Source organism: Cryobacterium sp. BB307, from assembly GCF_012274275.1.
GTDB lineage: Bacteria > Actinomycetota > Actinomycetes > Actinomycetales > Microbacteriaceae > Terrimesophilobacter.
Genome location: NZ_JAANZA010000001.1, coordinates 54,115 through 71,423 on the forward strand (window position 1 = coordinate 54,115; position 17,309 = coordinate 71,423).

The 17,309-nt window shown below is 68.4% G+C and carries 15 protein-coding genes; 5 read left to right on the forward strand and 10 right to left on the reverse strand.

Annotated features, from left to right (window positions below; all coding sequences use genetic code 11):
• Positions 1-24 precede the first annotated feature (24 nt).
• Both HGK58_RS00285 and HGK58_RS00290 read right to left on the reverse strand, forming a co-directional pair.
• Positions 25-225: a hypothetical protein gene (locus HGK58_RS00285; RefSeq protein WP_349236079.1), complete on the reverse strand. Its 201-nt coding sequence runs from the start codon at positions 223-225 to the stop codon at positions 25-27.
• Positions 222-3,941, reverse strand: coding sequence for an AAA family ATPase (locus HGK58_RS00290; RefSeq protein ID WP_168625572.1), 3,720 nt, complete (start codon positions 3,939-3,941; stop codon positions 222-224). Before HGK58_RS00290 ends, HGK58_RS00285 begins: the two co-directional genes overlap by 4 nt.
• A gap of 177 nt (positions 3,942-4,118) precedes the next feature.
• Here HGK58_RS00290 and HGK58_RS00295 point away from each other — a divergent pair, with 177 nt between their 5' ends.
• The 4 genes from HGK58_RS00295 (at position 4,119) to HGK58_RS00310 (ending at position 7,843) form a co-directional block, all read left to right on the forward strand.
• Positions 4,119-5,381, forward strand: a complete 1,263-nt coding sequence (locus HGK58_RS00295) for a hypothetical protein (protein WP_168625573.1) — start codon at positions 4,119-4,121, stop codon at positions 5,379-5,381.
• 97 nt (positions 5,382-5,478) lie between these two features.
• A complete protein-coding gene (locus HGK58_RS00300; RefSeq protein ID WP_168625574.1) occupies positions 5,479-6,021 on the forward strand; it encodes a hypothetical protein in 543 nt (180 codons plus the stop codon).
• Position 6,022: 1 nt separating this feature from the next.
• Positions 6,023-6,907 (forward strand): SDR family oxidoreductase, encoded by an 885-nt coding sequence (locus tag HGK58_RS00305; protein WP_349236080.1) that lies wholly within the window; start codon positions 6,023-6,025, stop codon positions 6,905-6,907.
• A 303-nt stretch (positions 6,908-7,210) separates the two neighbouring features.
• On the forward strand, positions 7,211-7,843 hold the full coding sequence (locus tag HGK58_RS00310; RefSeq protein WP_168625576.1) for an NlpC/P60 family protein: 633 nt from the start codon (positions 7,211-7,213) through the stop codon (positions 7,841-7,843).
• Between the two features lie 3 nt (positions 7,844-7,846).
• Here HGK58_RS00310 and HGK58_RS00315 read toward each other — a convergent pair whose 3' ends face one another.
• Complete coding sequence (locus HGK58_RS00315) at positions 7,847-8,299, reverse strand: PTS sugar transporter subunit IIA (RefSeq protein WP_168625577.1); 453 nt, start codon at positions 8,297-8,299, stop codon at positions 7,847-7,849.
• Positions 8,300-8,303: 4 nt separating this feature from the next.
• Positions 8,304-9,425 carry an adenosine deaminase gene (locus tag HGK58_RS00320; protein WP_349236081.1) on the reverse strand — a complete coding sequence of 374 codons (1,122 nt, stop codon included), beginning with the start codon at positions 9,423-9,425 and terminating at the stop codon, positions 8,304-8,306.
• A 43-nt stretch (positions 9,426-9,468) separates the two neighbouring features.
• Between HGK58_RS00320 and HGK58_RS00325 the strand changes: the two genes are divergently transcribed.
• A complete protein-coding gene (locus HGK58_RS00325; protein ID WP_168625579.1) occupies positions 9,469-10,404 on the forward strand; it encodes a nucleoside hydrolase in 936 nt (311 codons plus the stop codon).
• Between the two features lie 227 nt (positions 10,405-10,631).
• Here the strand turns inward: HGK58_RS00325 and HGK58_RS00330 are convergent, their stop codons facing one another.
• The 6 genes from HGK58_RS00330 to HGK58_RS00355 are packed head-to-tail and all read right to left on the reverse strand — an operon-like array spanning position 10,632 to position 17,259.
• A complete protein-coding gene (locus HGK58_RS00330; RefSeq protein WP_168625580.1) occupies positions 10,632-11,774 on the reverse strand; it encodes an acyl-CoA dehydrogenase family protein in 1,143 nt (380 codons plus the stop codon).
• Positions 11,775-11,820: 46 nt separating this feature from the next.
• Positions 11,821-13,122, reverse strand: coding sequence for a thymidine phosphorylase (locus tag HGK58_RS00335; protein ID WP_168625581.1), 1,302 nt, complete (start codon positions 13,120-13,122; stop codon positions 11,821-11,823).
• Positions 13,123-13,131: 9 nt separating this feature from the next.
• On the reverse strand, positions 13,132-13,533 hold the full coding sequence (locus HGK58_RS00340; RefSeq protein ID WP_168625582.1) for a cytidine deaminase: 402 nt from the start codon (positions 13,531-13,533) through the stop codon (positions 13,132-13,134).
• Between the two features lie 20 nt (positions 13,534-13,553).
• Entirely contained in the window at positions 13,554-14,753 is a 1,200-nt protein-coding gene (locus HGK58_RS00345) for an MFS transporter (protein ID WP_168625583.1), read from the reverse strand.
• On the reverse strand, positions 14,750-16,033 hold the full coding sequence (locus HGK58_RS00350) for an ABC transporter permease (protein WP_168625584.1): 1,284 nt from the start codon (positions 16,031-16,033) through the stop codon (positions 14,750-14,752). Before HGK58_RS00350 ends, HGK58_RS00345 begins: the two co-directional genes overlap by 4 nt.
• Positions 16,030-17,259 carry an ABC transporter permease gene (locus tag HGK58_RS00355; protein WP_168626815.1) on the reverse strand — a complete coding sequence of 410 codons (1,230 nt, stop codon included), beginning with the start codon at positions 17,257-17,259 and terminating at the stop codon, positions 16,030-16,032. The genes HGK58_RS00350 and HGK58_RS00355 overlap by 4 nt, the downstream gene beginning before the upstream one ends.
• Positions 17,260-17,309 lie beyond the last annotated feature (50 nt).

Sequence of the window (17,309 nt, forward strand, 5' to 3'; positions counted from 1 at the left end):
AGCGCCATCGGGGCGGCGCCGGGGTCAGTAGTGCGGCGGCTTGTCGGCGTTGAGCCGGTCGTCGTTGTCGTCGGATGCGTGGCGCGGCGGCTCGGGCATGGGCGTCGGGTCGCTGCCGGGCACCGGTTCTGTGCGCACCCTGCGATGCCGGCGCGGACGGGCCGCGGGCGCGGGAACCGACGCCTCCGGCTGCTCAGGCTGCAGCTCGCCGGACTCCTCGATCACGCCTGAGACGGTACCACCGTTACCGGTTGGGTGATGGGCGCTTCACTCAGGCCGAGCATCCGCGCGATGTTGTCGGCCACAGCATCCGGGTCGCTGAACAGCTCGAACGCGTGCACCCGCAGGTAGTGCCAGCCGAGGCGGCGCAGCAGCTCCGGCCGCAGCCGCAGCGATTCGCGCAGGCTCGTCGAGTGCAGCGTGGTGTCAGTCTCGATGCACAGGCACATGCCCTTGTGGGACGCGACCAGGCCGAGCTTGCCGCGGTGGCCGAGCGCGACCCGCAGGCCGCGCACCTCGAGGCGGCGGGCGAGGTCCACCAGCAGTGGGTCGCTGTCATCCGGGATCGGCTCCGCCGCGATCCGCGCGTCGACGTCGGTCAGCAGCTCGGCCAGCGCGACCGCGCCGTACCGCATCCGGTCCTCGTCGATGTCGCTCGCCTCGAAGCAGGTCACGATTGTCATTGCACGCCGGGCGCGAGTCATCGCGATCGCCAGCAGCCGTTCTCCGCCCGGATGCCCGAGCGCGCCGAAGTCGGACAGCACCCGCCCGTGCGGGGTACGTCCGTAGCCGATCGAGAAGATGACCCGGTCGCGGCTCTCCGCGACCGCCTGCTCAATGGTCGCGACGGTGAACGGCTCTGCGCGGTCGCCGAGGATGTACTCGTGCAGCTCAGGGAGCCGCGCCAGCGCGGTGAGCACCGCGCGCTGCACCCGGATGGCATGCTTGCGGCTCGCGGTGATGACCATGAGCGACTCGCGCGGCCGGGTGCGCGCGTGGTCGAGCACCAGCTCGACGACCCGGTTCACCTCGGCGTCGACGCTCTCGACGGCGCCGCTGTCCTCATCCGGCAGTCCCGACCCGTCGGCGACAAAGTCGATCCGGATGCTGCCATGCCCGAGGAAGCTGCCCGCCCAGGGCAGCGAGTCGATGCGGCCGGCGTAGAACCGGCGGTTGACCAGTTCGGCGAGGTCCTCGCCGCCTGCGCGGTAGCTGCGAGTGAGGGTGAGGGTCGGCAACAGGGTGCCGAGCCGGGCTAGCGCCGAGTCGGCGTGCAGCTCGTCGAGCTCTTCCTCCGGCGTCTCCTCGGTGGTCTGGGTCTCCCCCAGCCCGATCGTGAACGCGGACGGAGTCTGCGTCACCGGGTCGCCGAGGGCCACCACCTGCCGGGCGCGGCGGATGGCGCCGACCGTCTCGGCGAGGGTGGTCGCACCGGCATCCACCAGCAGCACGGTGTCGAAGCGCAGCGTGTCGGTGATCTCGTGGACCTCGTACGGCGACGCGATCCACACCGGCGCGACGACGCGCGACAGGTGCGGTGCAGCCTCCTGCAGCTGACGGGAGTCGATGCTGTCCCGGCGCAGCGCGCGCTTGAGCGCGGTCGCCTCATCCGGCCAGTCGACCAGGCCGATGCTCCAGTTCTCGGCGAGCTGCCAGGCGAGACCCTGCGCGCTGGCGCGAGCGTGCGCGTCGTCGACGAGCCGGAAGTCGGATTCGAGCCGGTCAAGCACCGAGGTGTTCGCACCGAGCAGGGCGCGTTCGCTCTCCAGCAGCGACTCGAGCGCCGAGCGCCACCAGGCCAGCTCGAGTTCGGCCGCGACCTGCTCCTCGGGGACGTGGCGCTGCGCGAGGTCGGCCAGCAGCGGGTCGAGTTCGAGCTCACGCAGCGTGCTGAGCAGCGCGGTGCGCTCCTGCAGGTTGTGCAGGGCATCCGACTCGGCGGCGAGCCCGTCGAGCAGGGCAAGCAGCTCGTGGATCGGCAGGTTCGCCAGCTGCACCTCCTGGTCGGCCCTGCCGAGCGGCTCGTCGAGGGTGCTGAGATCCTGCATGACCTGCTGGTGCGCGACCTGCACGTCGGCGATGCCGACGGGCACCTGCGGGGTGATCCCCTCCGCGACGAAGCGCTGCCACAGGAAACGCTGCTGCTGGATGCGCCGCAGCGATCCGTTCAGGTCGGTCACGTGCACGCCGGGTCGCTGGTATTCCTTGGCGAGCCGCTTGAGCCGGCGGCGGTTGGCGCCGCTCATGTGCTGCGATTCCTTGCGCGACGCGGTCGCGGCGATGAGTTCGCTCAGCGACCGGTCGAAGACGACGGGAAGGAACTTGTCCAGGGTGTCCCGGATGTCGGTGAGCAGTCGCAGGTAGACGCCGAGTTCCGAAATTGACTCGAACGGCCGCATCCGGGTCTTGCCGATGAGCTCGTTCGCGCGTTCGAGCAGCCTGGGCACCCCGGTCTCGTGCAGCTGCCGGGCGATCGAGTGCGCGCGGCTCGCGTCCTGGGTGCTCGTGAACGACGCGCCGTACCACGGCGAGTCGTTCGGGCCGTACTTGAACTCGCCGAGTCGTGCGGCCTGCACCATCGTCTCGGCCGCCTGCGCCCGGTTGCTGGCGAGCTGCTCGACCGACAGTCGCGACAGCCGGGCACTGGTGGCCGGCGGCTCGGGCAGCAGCGCGAGCCGCGATAGCTCGGTCAGGCAGTCGAGCACCGACACGCCTAGCGTGTCGTCGCGCTTGGAGATCGCGCCGCGGTAGTCGATCAGCACCTTGCGGAGTCTCACGAGCGCTTCATCGACCTCAGCGGTCTCTGGCTGCTTGGCCTTCTCGTTGCGACCGATCGAGCGGATGATGTCCCGGCGCAGCGTGCCGGGCGCGACGGCCACACCGGCCAGGCCGATGTCGGCCAGCCGCTGCGCGATGCCCTGCAGGCTCGCCCGGCGCGCGCTGACCACGAGTACGCGCTTGTTCTGCGCGACGAGCGCCCCGATGGCGTTGACGATGGTCTGAGTTCCGCCGGTGCCCGGCAGCGTCTTGACGACCACCGAGTTGCCTGCCGCGATCTGGGCGATCACGTTCTCCTGCTCGGCGTCGGCGTCGAGCAGCAGCGTGTCGGTCTCCGGGGCGCGGTAGTCGGGTCCCTGCAGCTCGACCGGCTTGAAGCTCTCTTCGACCGACCACTTCGCGCTCGGGTTGCCTGCCAGTGCATCCAGTACCGGATGCTCGAGCTGGGCGACATCCGTCACCATGCCGGTCGCGACATCCGCGAACGAGGAGACGACCAGGCGCGGCTGAACGTTGAACCACTCGAGGTGCGAGGTGAGCCCGCGGAGCCGGTCGATGACCGGGTTCGGCTTGAACGACCCGTCGCGCTGCGCGAGGGCGACGAAGCCCTGGGCGTCGAGGGTGATCTGGAACTGTTCGGCGAGCGCGCGCGCGAGCGCCGGGTTGAGGAACGGCTCGCCTCGCAGCCGCAGCTCGAAGTCGGTGCCGTAGCGGCGGATGGCGAGCGGGCGCAGCAGGATGGGCGCGCAGTAGTCGGCCGCATCGTGCTGCCACTGGGCGATGCCGATGCCCAGGTGGATGGAGTCGATGCCGCGCGCGGTCGCGAGCTCAAGGCCCTTGGCGGCGAGCTCGTCGGCTGCCAGCTTCGCGGCGCGCAGCGCAAGGTCGTCGCGGATGAGGTTGGAGAGCAGGGTGGTCTTGCCGGTGATGAAGCGCGCGAGGCCGCCCGGATGCGTCGCGCCGAGTTCGATGCGCGTGCTCGGCTCGTCGATGAAGTGCAGCAGCGGATTGCTGCCGCCGACGGTGGACAGCTGCTCGCGCCATCCGGCCCATGTTGGTTCTGCCACGTTCACCGCCTTGTAACGCGGGTCGCCGAGACTAAGTGCGTGCGGCGACGTCACCTGCTGGTGCGCGGGCACGGAATCACTCTCGGTCTCCTCCATGTCGAGGAGAAAATCGTCTTGTCGATCGGCACGCCACACGTTGCCACCTTAAATGCCGGTTGCCTCATTTCCCGGCAGGCCAGTGGAGTTTCGCTCTCTCACCCCCTCTTATGCAGGAGATTCCTTGTTATGCGGGCGATTTCGCCCCGGCCGGACCGAAATAGGATTGAGCGGACAATGGAAATCCTGGTCAGCGCTCTCTCTACCGCCGGCATCACGCTCGCCGCAATCTTCGTCGGCGCCACCGCGGTCGGCTTCGCCCTGATCTCCCGTCGCCGCCGCGCGCAGAGTCCGGATGCCGCCGTCGACCGGATTCAGCAGGAGGCGAGCATCCTCCTCGTCCGCGTCGACGACGCTGTGCAGGATGCCGAAGCCGAGCTGGGCTACGCGATCGCCCAATTCGGTGAGGACCGCACCCGGCAGTTCGCTGCCGCCCTCGACTCTGCCCGCGGCAAGCTGCGTGAGGCGTTCGCGCTGCAGCACCGGCTCGACGACGCCTACGCCGACACCGTGAGCCAACGGCGCGACTGGAGCTCCCGGATCCTGTCACTGTGCATCGCCGCGCAGCAGGAGCTCGAGCAGCACACGCACGAGTTCGACCGCAAGCGTGCGCTCGAGCAGGATGCGCCGCGCCGGCTCTCCGACATCCGGAGCAGCACCGACGCGACGGCTCGCCGCCATGCCGAAGCGGTCGTCGTGCTCGGCACCCTCCGGCGGGACTACGCGGCGAGCGCCATCGCATCCGTCACCGACAACCTGGACCGGGCGCTGACCGAGCTCGCCGCAGCGCGCTCGGCAGCCGACGCCGCGCAGTCGGCAGTGGATGAGAACGCCGGAACGGCCGCCGACTCGCTGCGCAGCGCCGAGGAGCACTCCGGGCGCGCCGACGAGCTGATCGACGCCGTCGGGACCCTGCGCACCGAGCTGGAGCGGGCCACCGCGGCCGTGACCCGTCTCACCGAGTCGACAGAGCAGAACCTCGCCGAGGCCCGTGGGCTGCGGGACGCACCGCCGGACCCCGACTCAAGCAGCGCCGTCGCGGCCGCGATCAGTGAGGTGGAGGCAGCGCTGTCCAGCTCGACCGGGCCGGCCGATCCGATGCGCCAACTGGAACGCCTCCGCCAGGCCAACGCGTCGCTGGATGCCAGCATGGCCGGGGCGCGCAACCAGCAGCGCCGCCTGGACGGTGCGCGCACCGCACTCGCCGGCGCGCTCGTGCAGGCGCACAGCCAGCTGTCGTCGACCCGCGACTTCATCGCAACCCGGCGCGGCGGGGTCGGCGCTGCCGCACGCACCCGGCTGGCCGAGGCGGAGCGCAAGCTGATGCTCGCCGAAAACGAGGCCGACCCTGTGGCCGCGCTGGACCTCGCCCGCAACTCGCTCACGCACTCCAGAGATGCCGACGCGCTCGCGCGCTACGACCTGATGCACCGCGCCTGACCCGGCGCTGGGCGCTCTCTGGTAGTTCTCGCAAGTTTTCTCACTACAGCGCCCCGCCGGGCAACGATGGGAGGAAGCGAACACGAGGAGGCTTCCGATGCGCGCCCAGGACATCATCGCCGACTGGCCCTACGAATCCAGGGAAGCGGCACAAATTGTCATCGAGGAGCACGGCGAGCCGCACGAGAGCGCCCCGTCGATGCTGCTCTGGCACAACGTCGGCCTGACCAAGCGGTTGACCGCATGGCGCGACTTCGCCCAGCACGACTTCCCGGCGCCGCACACCGACTCGGTGACGACGACGGTCGACTACGCGGTGCCGACCCCGTTCATTGCCGAGCTCGCCGAGTTCGACGGCAGCGTCACCGTCGCGCGCACCGCCGGTGAGGTCTCCGCGACCTGTCACGACGAGCAGGCCAACTTCCTCGCACTGAACCTGATGGTCGACATCGTGAGCGGTGAGAAGACCGCGGAGGAGGCGCGGGAATACTACGCCAAGGAGTTCCTCGACTACCGCCGCGGGCTGCCGACGCCGTACATGCAGAAACTGCGCTTCCGGGTCGAGGGCGAAGCAGCCGATCCGGATGAGCGCATCCTCAGCGACGAACAGCTCGAAGCCGCAGAACGGGAAGGAACCTGACGTGACCAAGAATCTCGACGAGAACCCGGTGAGCCGCTACCCGAGCGACGACTTCCCCCAGCAGGAGCAGGAGCAGCCCGGCCTCACCTCGAAGACCGAACCCCGTCCGGATCACGGTGAGGACACCTATGTCGGCAGCGGCAAGCTGCAGGGCAAGCGCGCTCTCATCACCGGCGGCGACTCCGGCATCGGGAGGGCGGTTGCCATCGCCTTCGCGCGGGAGGGAGCCGATGTGGCCATCTCCTACCTGCCCGAGGAGCAGGAGGATGCGGATGACACGGCCCAGTGGGTCCGCAAGGAAAACCGGCAGGCGCTGCTCCTGCCCGGCGAGGCCAGGGACGAGGCGTACTGCACGAGCCTGGTCGAGAAGACAGTGAGCCAATTCGGCGGCCTCGACATCGTCATCCTGAACGCCGCCTATCAGGAGAACCGGGACAGCCTGGAGGAGTTACCGACCGAGGAGTTCCAGCGGGTTTTCGAGACGAACCTGTACTCGACGCTGTGGATTGCGCGCGCCGCGCTGCCTCACCTGAAGCCTGGCGCGTCGATCATCACCACCTCATCCATCCAGGCCTTCAACCCCAGCCCGCAGCTCATCGACTACGCGATGACCAAGGCCGCCCTGGTCGCATTCACCAAGGCGCTCGCCCAGCAGGTCGGCGAGAGAGGCATCCGGGTCAACGCGGTCGCGCCCGGACCGATCTGGACGCCGCTCATTCCCGCCACCTCGTGGCCAGACAAGCTGCCGACATTCGGGCAGGACACCCCGCTCGGACGCGCCGGTCAACCGGCCGAGTTGGCGCCCGCTTACGTCTTCCTGGCGTCACAGGAGGCCTCCTACGTGTCCGGTGCGGTGCTTCCGGTGACCGGCGGCAAGGGACTCTGAGCAGAAGCGGAAGGACCCCGAGCTGAAGAAGAAGGCCGAGGAGATCGGCCTCAGGGGTCCTCGAGACTCAGCAAAACCGAAGCTGATTCAGGCCTTGTGCAACTCCTGACCCGGCTGGGAAACAGCTGGCAATTGGTGCGAGAAGCCTGTTAATCCGCCTTTCGATTCGACTCTTGGCACCCCGTGCGTAGTCTGAAAAGTGAGAACCCGAACAAAAAGTGGTCCGCTGGGGGGTAGCGGTTTGCTTTAGGAAGGCACTTACCCGTCTTGAGTTTCATCCCCCGATCCTCACTCCATGTCCATATGTCAAAGCTTGCCGTCGCCGCCGTTTCCGGTGGCCTGATCGTCACACTGGCTCTCCCCGCGTACGCACTGGATCCGGCGGAGGCGCCTCCGTCGACGATCGCGGCGGCAACCAAGCCGGTGCAGCGGTTGATCGGCCCGGCCGATGTGGCACCCCAGTCCGTCGTCCGCGCAAGCTACACCGCGACGCCGGCCCCCGAGCCGGAACCGGTTCCCGTTGCCGCGTCGGCACCATCCGGCTCCTCCGGTTCCGAGCGGTCGGGCTCCAGCTTCGCCGCGCCGGCACAGAACTACAGCGGCCAGGCCCTGGTCGACTTCGCGATGCAGTTCGTCGGCGTCGTCCCCTACGGCCCCGGCAACCATCCGAGCGACAGCTTCAGCTGTGACGGTCTGGTGCAGTACGTGTTCGGCGCGTTCGGCATCTCACTGCCGCGCACCGCGAACGCGCAAGCGGCGATGGGCGTACAGATCAGCGCCGCGCAGGCGCAGCCGGGCGACCTGGTCTGGTACCCGGGGCAGCACGACGGCATCTACGCCGGAGGCGGCATGATGGTCGACTCCCCGAAGCCGGGCATGATGGTGCAGTACCGCGCGGTGTGGGGCAGCCCGGTCTACGTGCGGATGGTCGGCTGACGCTCAGCCACGAGCATCCGGGGCGATGACCGCCCGGACGTCCTGAATGGTGCCGGCACGTGCGATCCGCTCGATCGCGCGGGCATCGTTGAAGCGGTTCGCGAGCTGCGCGACAGCGGCGAGATGGCTTTCCGCGGTGGTTGAGGCGAGGCCAACGACGACCGACACCGGGTCATGGTGCGGATGCCCGAACGCCACCGGTTCGGCCAGGGTCACAACCGACATCCCACCGGTCAGCACATCGTCGCTCGGTCGGGTGTGGGCGAGCGCGAGGCCCGGCGCGATGACGACGTACGGTCCGTGCTCGTCGATCATACGGATCATGTCACCGGCGTAGTCGGCGGTCGCGGCGCCGGATGCGGCGAGCGCGTCACCCGCGAGCTGGACTGCCTCGCGCCAATCGGCGGCGGTTCGTGAAAGCCAGATCGCGTCATCGGGAAGTGGCGGAAGTGGCATCGGGTTAGACCTGATCGAATCCGTCGCTGATGGCCGCGGCCAGTTCTTCCCGGTCCTCGAGCGGCAGGAAGGTCGCCGCCGCCGCGTTGAGCTGGAACACCTCGAGATCGCCGAGGTCGTATCCGAACGCGTCGCTGAGCATCGCGAGCTCCCTGCTGAGGCTCGTGTTGCTCATCAGCCGGTTGTCGGTGTTCACGGTGACGCGGAAGCCGAGCTGGTAGAGCAGGTCGAACGGGTGGTCCTCGAGCTCGTCGCCCCACGCCTCGATCGCGCCGGTCTGCAGGTTCGACGACGGGCTGAGCTCGAGCGCGATCTCCCGGTCGCGCACCCACTGGGCGAGGTCGCCGATGGTGACGTAGCGGCTGTCGCCGTCCTCACGCTCGACGCGGACGTCCTCAGCGAGGCGCACACCGTGGCCGAGCCGCAGAGCGCGGCCGTCGATGAGGGCGCTCGCGATGCTCTGCAGGCCGTCGGCCTCGCCCGCGTGCACGGTGGCGGGGAAGAACTCGCTGGCCAGGTAGTCGAAAGCGTCGCGCAGTCGGCTCGGCGGAAAACCCGCTTCAGGGCCGGCGATGTCGAAACCGACGACGCCGCGATCGCGGTGCCGCACCGCGAGCTGCGCGATCTCCAGCCCACGGTCGGTGTGGCGCATGCTGCTGACGAGTTGGCCGATCCGGATGCGTCCGCCCGCGCTCGTGACGTTCTCGATGCCCGCTTCGATCCCGGCCTGCACAGCCTCGACGGTCTCGTCCAGGCTCAGGCCGCGGTTCAGGTGCTGCTCTGGAGCCCAGCGCACCTCGCCGTAGATGACCCCGTCGGCGTGCAGGTCCTGCACGAACTCGCGTGCGACCCGCTCCAGACCCTCCCGGGTCTGCATGACGCTGGTGGTGACGTCGAAGGTCTTCAGGTATTCGACCAGCGAACCCGAGTCCGACTGGTCGGCGAACCAGTCGCCCAGCTGCACGGCATCCGTCGCCGGCAGGTCGAGTCCGACCTCGTCGGCGAGTTCGATGATGGTCTGCGGGCGGAGGCCGCCGTCGAGGTGGTCGTGCAACGACACCTTCGGGAGGGCACTGATACTGGCGTCGCCGCCGGGGAGAAGGTAGTCCTGCTGCACCGAGTTCACGGCACCAAATCTACTGGGTTCCGGCGGACGGTACTCTGGGACGGTGCCACGAAAGGTCATTCTCGATTGCGATCCCGGCCACGACGACGCGATCGCCCTGCTTCTAGCCCACGGTAATCCGGAGATCGAACTGCTGGCGGTGACGACGGTTCACGGCAATCAGACGATCGAGAAGACGACCCGGAACGCTCTCGCGGTCGCCGAGATCGCCGGGATCACCGGCGTGCCGTTCGCGCGCGGTGCACACCGCCCGCTGGTGCGCGAGGTCGAGGTGGCCGAGTCGATTCACGGCGACTCCGGCATGGACGGCCCGGTGCTTCCGGAGCCGAGCCTCGAACTGGACGAGCGTCACGCGGTCGACCTCATCATCGACACGATCATGTCGCACGAGCCGGGTACCGTGACGCTCATCCCGACCGGAGCCCTCACCAACATCGCGCTGGCGGTGCGCAAGGAGCCGCGCATAGCGGAGCGAGTCGCCGAGGTGGTCCTGATGGGCGGCGGCTACCACGGTGGGAACTGGAGTGCGGCGGCGGAGTTCAACATCGTCATCGACCCCGAGGCCGCGCACATCGTGTTCAACGAGGCGTGGAAGCTGACCATGGTCGGGTTGGATCTCACCCATCAGGCGCTCGCGACCCCGGATGTCGTGCAGGCGATCGCCGAGGTCGGCACCAAGCCCGCGCAGTTCGTGCTCGAGCTGCTGGAGTTCTTCAGCAAGACCTACCGGGAAGCGCAAGGTTTCGAGCATCCGCCTGTGCACGACCCGTGTGCGGTCGCGCTGGTGATCGACCCGAGCGTGATGTCGGTGGTGCGGGTGCCGCTGGACGTCGAACTGACCGGGTCGCTGACCTTGGGGATGACGGTCGCGGACTTCCGCGGACCGGCCCCGGATGATTGCACCACGCACGCGGCGACCGACCTCGACCGCGAGAAGTTCTGGGCGCTGATCGTGGACGCGCTGCGCCGCATCGGCTGACCGCCTGCGCCGTCGCCGAGCGCCGCCCAAATGTTCGAGCGCACGGGATACTGCGCGTGCACTCGCGCATTTCGCGTGCACTCGGCGATGGATCGCGGATGCGCGGAACGAGCCTGTCGAGATACGCTCGCGCGGGTGGTTCTTCACGCGCGGGTGTTCCTTTCACGCGCGGGTAAAATTTCACCCGCGCGTGAAAGTTCGACCCGCGCGAAGCCTGTGTCGGGCGTCTAGCGGGCCAGGTGGCGGGAGATCACCAGCCGCTGGATCTGGTTGGTGCCCTCGAAGATCTGCATCACCTTCGCCTCACGCATGTACCGCTCGGCCGGGAAGTCGCGCGTGTAGCCAGCACCTCCGAGCACCTGCACGGCATCCGTCGCGACCTTCATCGCGTTGTCGGTCGCCACCAGCTTCGCGATCGACGACTCCCGCGTCGACGGCTTGCCCCGATCCCGGATGCGCGCAGCAGCCAGGTAGGTCGCCCGCCCGGACTCCACTGCGGCGGCCATGTCGGCCAGCACGAACCCGAGCCCCTGGTGGTCGATGATGCGCTTCCCGAACGCCTCGCGCACCTTCGCGTACTCGACCGCGACATCCAGAGCCGCCTGGGCCAGCCCGGTCGCGACCGCAGCGATCCCCAGCCGCCCGGCGTCGAGCGCTGCAAGCGCGATTGACAGACCCTGCCCCTCCGCGCCGATTCGACGTTCCTCGGGAACGTAGACGTCGTCGAAGTTCATGGTCGCGGTGGTGAGGCCGGTCAGCCCCATCTTGTTCTCCGGCGACGCGGGGCTGAGGCCGTCGGTGTCGGCCGGCACCAGGAAGCAGGAGATCCCGCGGCCACCATCATCGGAGGTGCGCGCCATCACCGTGTAGAAGTCCGCGTGTCCACCGTGGCTGGTCCACGCCTTCGCACCGTTGATGACATAGCCACCGTCTGACCGAACCGCTCGCGTGCGCATCGCCGCCGGGTCGGATCCGGCGTGCGGCTCCGACAGGCAGTACGCGCCGAGCAGCTCACCGGAGAGCATGTCCGGCAGCCATTGCTGCTTCTGCTGTTGCGTGCCGTAAGTGGCAAGCGGGAAACACGACAGCGCGTGCACGCTCGCCCCTACTCCCACACTGGCCCACGCCGCAGCGATCTCCTCGAACACCTGTAGGTAGGACTCAGCGCTCTGCCCGCCGCCGCCGAACTCCTCCGGGTACGGCAGGCTCAGCAGCCCGGCGCGGCCCAGGGTGAGGAACACGTCCCGCGGGAAACTCGCATCGCGCTCCGCCGCCGCGGCGCGCGGGGTCAGCTCCTTCTCGGCGATGTCGCGCACGAGCTCGATGAGGTCGTCGCCTTCTTCGGTGGGCATTACACGGGTTACGGGCACAGCTCTCCTCCGGATGCGTGCAGGCGACGCTGCCTGCGGCGTGGGTTTAGGCGGTGATGCGGTCCACGATGAGCGGGCCGCCGTCGTTCACCTGCGAGCCCTCGTCACCGATGCTGTAGGCACCCTCGAGCGCTTCGAGGGCTCGCTCGAACCGGGCCGGCTCGTCGGCGCTCAGGGTGAACAGCGGCTGGCCCTTCTTCACGGCATCGCCCGGCTTCGCGTGCAGGTCGATGCCGGCCGAGTGCTGCACCGGATCCTGCTTGCGCGCCCGGCCTGCGCCGAGCCGCCAGGCCGCGATGCCGAACGGCAGGGCATGCTGCTCGACGAGCACTCCGTCGCGGTCGGCGGTGACGACGTGCTGCTCCTTGGCGATAGGCAGCGGCGCATCCGGGTCGCCGCCCTGCGCGCTGATCATGGCCCGCCAGGTGTCCATCGCGCGGCCGTCCTTGAGCGCATCCTCGACGTCGGCCTCCATCTGGCCGACCGACTCGAGCATCTCCCGCGCAAGCGCCACGGTCAGCTCGACGACGTCCGCCGGCCCGCCGCCGGCGAGCACCTCGACCGACTCGCGCACCTCGTTGGCGTTGCCGATCGCAAGCCCGAGCGGCACGTTCATGTTGGTGAGCAGCGCGGTGGTGGTGACACCGGCATCCGTGCCCAGTGCGACCATGGTCTCGGCCAGCTGGCGGCTCTGCTCGATGTCCTTCAGGAACGCGCCGGAGCCGAACTTCACGTCCAGCACGAGCGCCGAGGTGCCCTCCGCGATCTTCTTGCTCATGATCGAGCTTGCGATCAACGGGATCGCCTCAACCGTCCCGGTGATGTCGCGCAGCGAGTACAGCTTGCCGTCGGCCGGCGCGAGCCCGGAGCCTGCGGCGCAGATCACCGCGCCGATGCTCTCGAGCTGCTCGCGCAGCTCCTCGTTCGACAGCGAGGCGCGCCAACCGGGAATCGACTCGAGCTTGTCAAGCGTGCCGCCGGTGTGGCCGAGCCCGCGTCCGGAAAGCTGCGGGACCGCGACCCCGAAACTCGCGACCAGCGGCGCGAGCGGCAGCGTGATCTTGTCGCCGACCCCGCCGGTCGAGTGCTTGTCGGCGGTGGGCTTCGACAGCGTCGCGAAGTCCATCCGCTCGCCGCTTTCGATCATCGCGAGGGTCAGGTCCTTGACCTCGCGGCGCTCCATACCGTTCAGGAAGATCGCCATCGCCATCGCGGCCATCTGCTCGTCGCCGACGTACCCGCGGGTGAACGCGTCGACGAGCCAGTTGATCTGGTCGGTGGACAGCGGATGCTTGTCCCGCTTGGCGCGGATGAGGTCGACGGTGTCGAACGGCTCGATGGTGCTCACGATTTGCTCCTAGCTGCGGTAATCCTCGAGGGTTCGCGGACCGAAGGCATCCGGGATCACCTCGTCGATGGTCTTGATGCCCGACACCGTCTCCAGCAGCATGCCGTCGGCGGAGTGCTCGAACAGCAGCTGCCGGCAGCGGCCGCAGGGCATAAGGGTGTTGCCGTGGCCGTCGACGCACGTGAAGGCGACCAGCTTGCCGCCGCCGGTCATGTGCAGGCTGGAGACCAGGGCGCACTCGGCGCACAGGGTGAGCCCGTACGACGCGTTCTCGACGTTGCAGCCGGCGATCACCCGCCCGTCGTCGACGAGCGCTGCCACCCCCACCGGGAAGTTCGAGTACGGCACGTAGGCCCGGCCCATCGCCTCGGTCGCTGCCGTGCGCAGCGAGTCCCAATCGATGTCGCTCATAGCTGAATTCCCTTCCGTGCTCAATGTAGCCGCCCTTGCACCAGCCCTGGCCGACCAGCGAGATAGCCCGCGACGAACTGCGGTACGAGCATGACGAGCAGCAGCATGAGGGATGCTGTCCACGCCCCGGTGACGTCGTTGAGCAGCCCGAGGAGCAGCGGCGCGGGGGCAGCGAGCAGGTAGCCCCAACTTTGGGCCATCCGGGACAGGCTCGTCGTGTGGTCGGCATCCGGTGCGCGCAGGACGAGCAGCGTCAACCCGAGACCGAGGCTCGCGCCCTGAGCGATCCCGAGCAGCGTCACCCACAGCACCGGAGCGGAGGGCACCGCCAGGAAGCCGCCGACTGCGACAAAGAAGAGCACGCCGAGCCCGATCGCGAACCCTGCTTGGCTGCGCATCCGGTCAAGCAGCATGGGCACGACCAGGGCAGGGACGATGCTGACGACGTTGATCAGGGCGAGCATCCCGCCAGCGAACACCGTGTCCGCGCCGCGCGCGATGAGGATGGTGGGCAGCCACGCTGTTGTGGCGTAGAAATTGAACGACTGCAGGCCGAAGAAGGCGGTCACGTACCAGGCGACCCGGTCGCGGTGCAGGGCGACGGCTACGCCTCCGGATGCCGCGGTGCGGCCGGCCGAACGCATCATCGGCAGCCACGCCGCGAGCGCGATGACCGCGAAAATGCCCCACGCGCCGAGCGCGACGTTCCAATCCAGCCCGCCGGCACGGGCGACCGGCACGGTGATGCCGGCCGCGAGGGTCGCGCCCCCGGCCAGCGACATCGAGAACAGCCCGGACATCAGTCCGACGCGGTGCGGGAAGTCACGCTTGATGAGGCCGGGCAGCAGGATGTTGCCGAAGGCAATGCCGGTGCCGACAAGCACGGTGCCGCCGAACAGTCCGAACGGCGAGGGCACGAGCCGCAGCGCGCACCCGGCGATGATCAGCACGAGCACCAGCCCAAGCGCTCGCTCCAGACCGACGTGCCTGGCAAGTACAGGGGCCAGCGGCCCGAGCGCGGCGAAGCACAGCACCGGCAACGTCACGAGCAGGCCGGCGCTGAATGCGGTGAGCTGGACCGCATCCGAGATCTCGTCGAGCAGCGGGGAGACGGCGACGATCGCCGGCCGCAGGTTGAGTGCCAGCAGCACGACGGCGATCGCCGCCCACAGCCCCCTCGACGGCGCGCGTGTCGAGGAAGCCGGGGCGGCGGTAGTCACGCCTTTATGTATGGTTTGCCGTCGGCCGCAGGCGCTCGCGACTGACCGACGAATCCGGCAACAGCGAAGATCGTCACGATGTACGGAAGCATCAGCAGGAATTCGCTGGGCAGCGGCGACCCGATGATGCCGAGCACGCTCTGCAGGTTGGTCGCGAAGCCGAACAGCAGGCCCGCGAGCATGGCGCGGATCGGATCCCACCGGCCGAAGATGACCGCCGCGAGGGCGATGAAGCCCGCTCCGGCTGTCATCTCCTTGGTGAACGAACCGACTGAGCCGAGCGTGAAGTACGCACCGCCGAAGCCGGCGATCGCGCCACCGATCGAGACGTTGATGAACCGCGTCATGTTGACCTTGATGCCGACGGTGTCGGCGGCGGTCGGGTGCTCGCCCACCGAGCGCGTGCGCAGGCCCCAGCGGGTGCGGAACAGCGCGTAGGCGACCACGGCAACCGTGATGTACATGACGTAGACGATGATCGTCTGGTTGAACAGCACCGGGCCGATGATCGGTATCGAGACCAGCCCCGGGATCGGGATCCGCTCGAAGCGCGGTGGCGAGTTCAGCAGCGCGGCGTTCTCCTGCAGCACCTGCGAGTACAGGAACCCGGTGAGACCGGTGACCAGCACGTTCAGCACGACACCGACGATGATCTGGTCGACGACGTACTTGATCGCGAACGCGGCGAGAATGAACGACACGAGCACGCCAGCGATCATCGCGGCGACCAGGCCGAGCAGCGGCTGGCGGGTGATGGATGCGACCATCGCCGAGGTGAACGCGCCGGCGAGCAGCTGGCCCTCGATGGCGATGTTGATGACACCGCTTCGCTCGGAGATGACGCCGGACATGGCGCCGAAGATCAGCGGGACACTCAGGCTGACCGCGCCGATGAGCAGACCGGGCACCGGCAGCAGCGAGCCGGCGGAGGTCCAGGTCAGGAATCCGACCATGAACAGCACACCGAACACGATGGTAAGCCAGAGCGGGGTCTTCCTGCCCTGGTTGACGATCCACGCCGACAGCGCGGTAAGCGCCAGCAGCAGGATGCCGATGATCCAGCCGGTCGCGCGGGTCGGCAGCGAGATATCCGGAATCTGGATGAGGTCGTAGCTCGTGGAGAGCCGGAAGGTGCTGAACCCCTCGCGACCGAACACGCCGAACGCGAGCAGGGCAACAAGCGCGAAGATGCCGAAGAAGATCGGCGCCTTCCAGCTCTTGACGACCGTCCGCTCGAGGGTGATCGGTGCCGATGACGGCGTTGTCGCCTGGACGCTCACTTGGTCACCACCGCTTTCTTGCCCTGGATGTTCTTGGGTCTCCGCGTGGTCGGATCCGGTTTGGGCAGGCGGAAGATCGCCCGCACCAGCGGCGGCGCCGCGATGAACAGCACGATCATCGACTGCACGACCAGCACGATGTCGATCGGGATGCCCTGGGATGCCTGCATGGTGAAGCCGCCAGCCTTGAACGCGCCGAACAGCAGTCCGGCGGCGAAGACGCCCCACGGGCGCGAACGGCCGAGCAGCGCGACGGTGATCGCGTCGAAGCCGATGCCGGCGTCGATGCCCGCGCTGAATCCGGTGGTCACGGGACCGAGCACTTGGAACACACCTGCCATGCCGACAAGCGCGCCGGCGATGAGCATCACGTAGATCGCCATCCGGTCGACGTTGATGCCCGCGACACGCGCAGCACTCGGGTTCAGGCCGACAGCGCGGAACTTGAAGCCGAGGCTGGACCGGTTGAGCAGCCACCAGACGAAGATCGTCGCGACGATGACGAGGAGGAATCCGAGGTGCAGGCTGTAGCGGTCACCGAACAGCTTGGGCAGCACGGCGGTCTCTTTCATACCCGGGGTCTTCGGGTTGTTCGATCCCGGCGCCTGCAGCCACCCTGGGGTGCTCAGCATCCAGTAGAGGAAGTAGAACGCGACGTAGTTGAGCATGATCGTCGTGATCACCTCGTTGGCGCCGGTCTTCGCCTTCAGGAATCCGGCGATGCCCGCCCATACCGCACCGGCAGCCATGCCGGCCAGGAGAGCGATGACCAAGTGGATGCCGAACGGCATGTCGAGCGCGAAGGCAACCCAGCCGGCTGCGGCGGCGGCCATCAGCATTTGACCGCGGCCGCCGATATTGAACAGGCCGGCGCGGAAGCCGACCGCCACACCCAGACCCGCCGCAATGAGCGGTGTCGCCTGGGTGAGGGTCTCGAGCAGGGCCCGGATGCCGTTGTCGAAGCCCTCCCGCCTGAAGTTGTAGATGGAACCGTTGAACAGCGCGGTGTAGGCACCCGCGACGGCGTCCCAAATGGCGCTGAAGGTGTCAACGGGCCGGGAGAAGAAGTAGCCGGATGCCTCTTGCACGCGCGGGTCGGTCAGCGCGATCAGGATTCCGCCGACGACGAGCGCCATGAGCACGGACAGCACCGAGAGCACGGCGCTGCCGCTCATGATCTCGCGAAGCGCGACACTGAACCGCGACTCCTCGCGTTCCTCCTGCATCACCTCGGTGCCGGGCTGGCCGGGTTCCGGCGCCTGCTCGGGCTGGACCT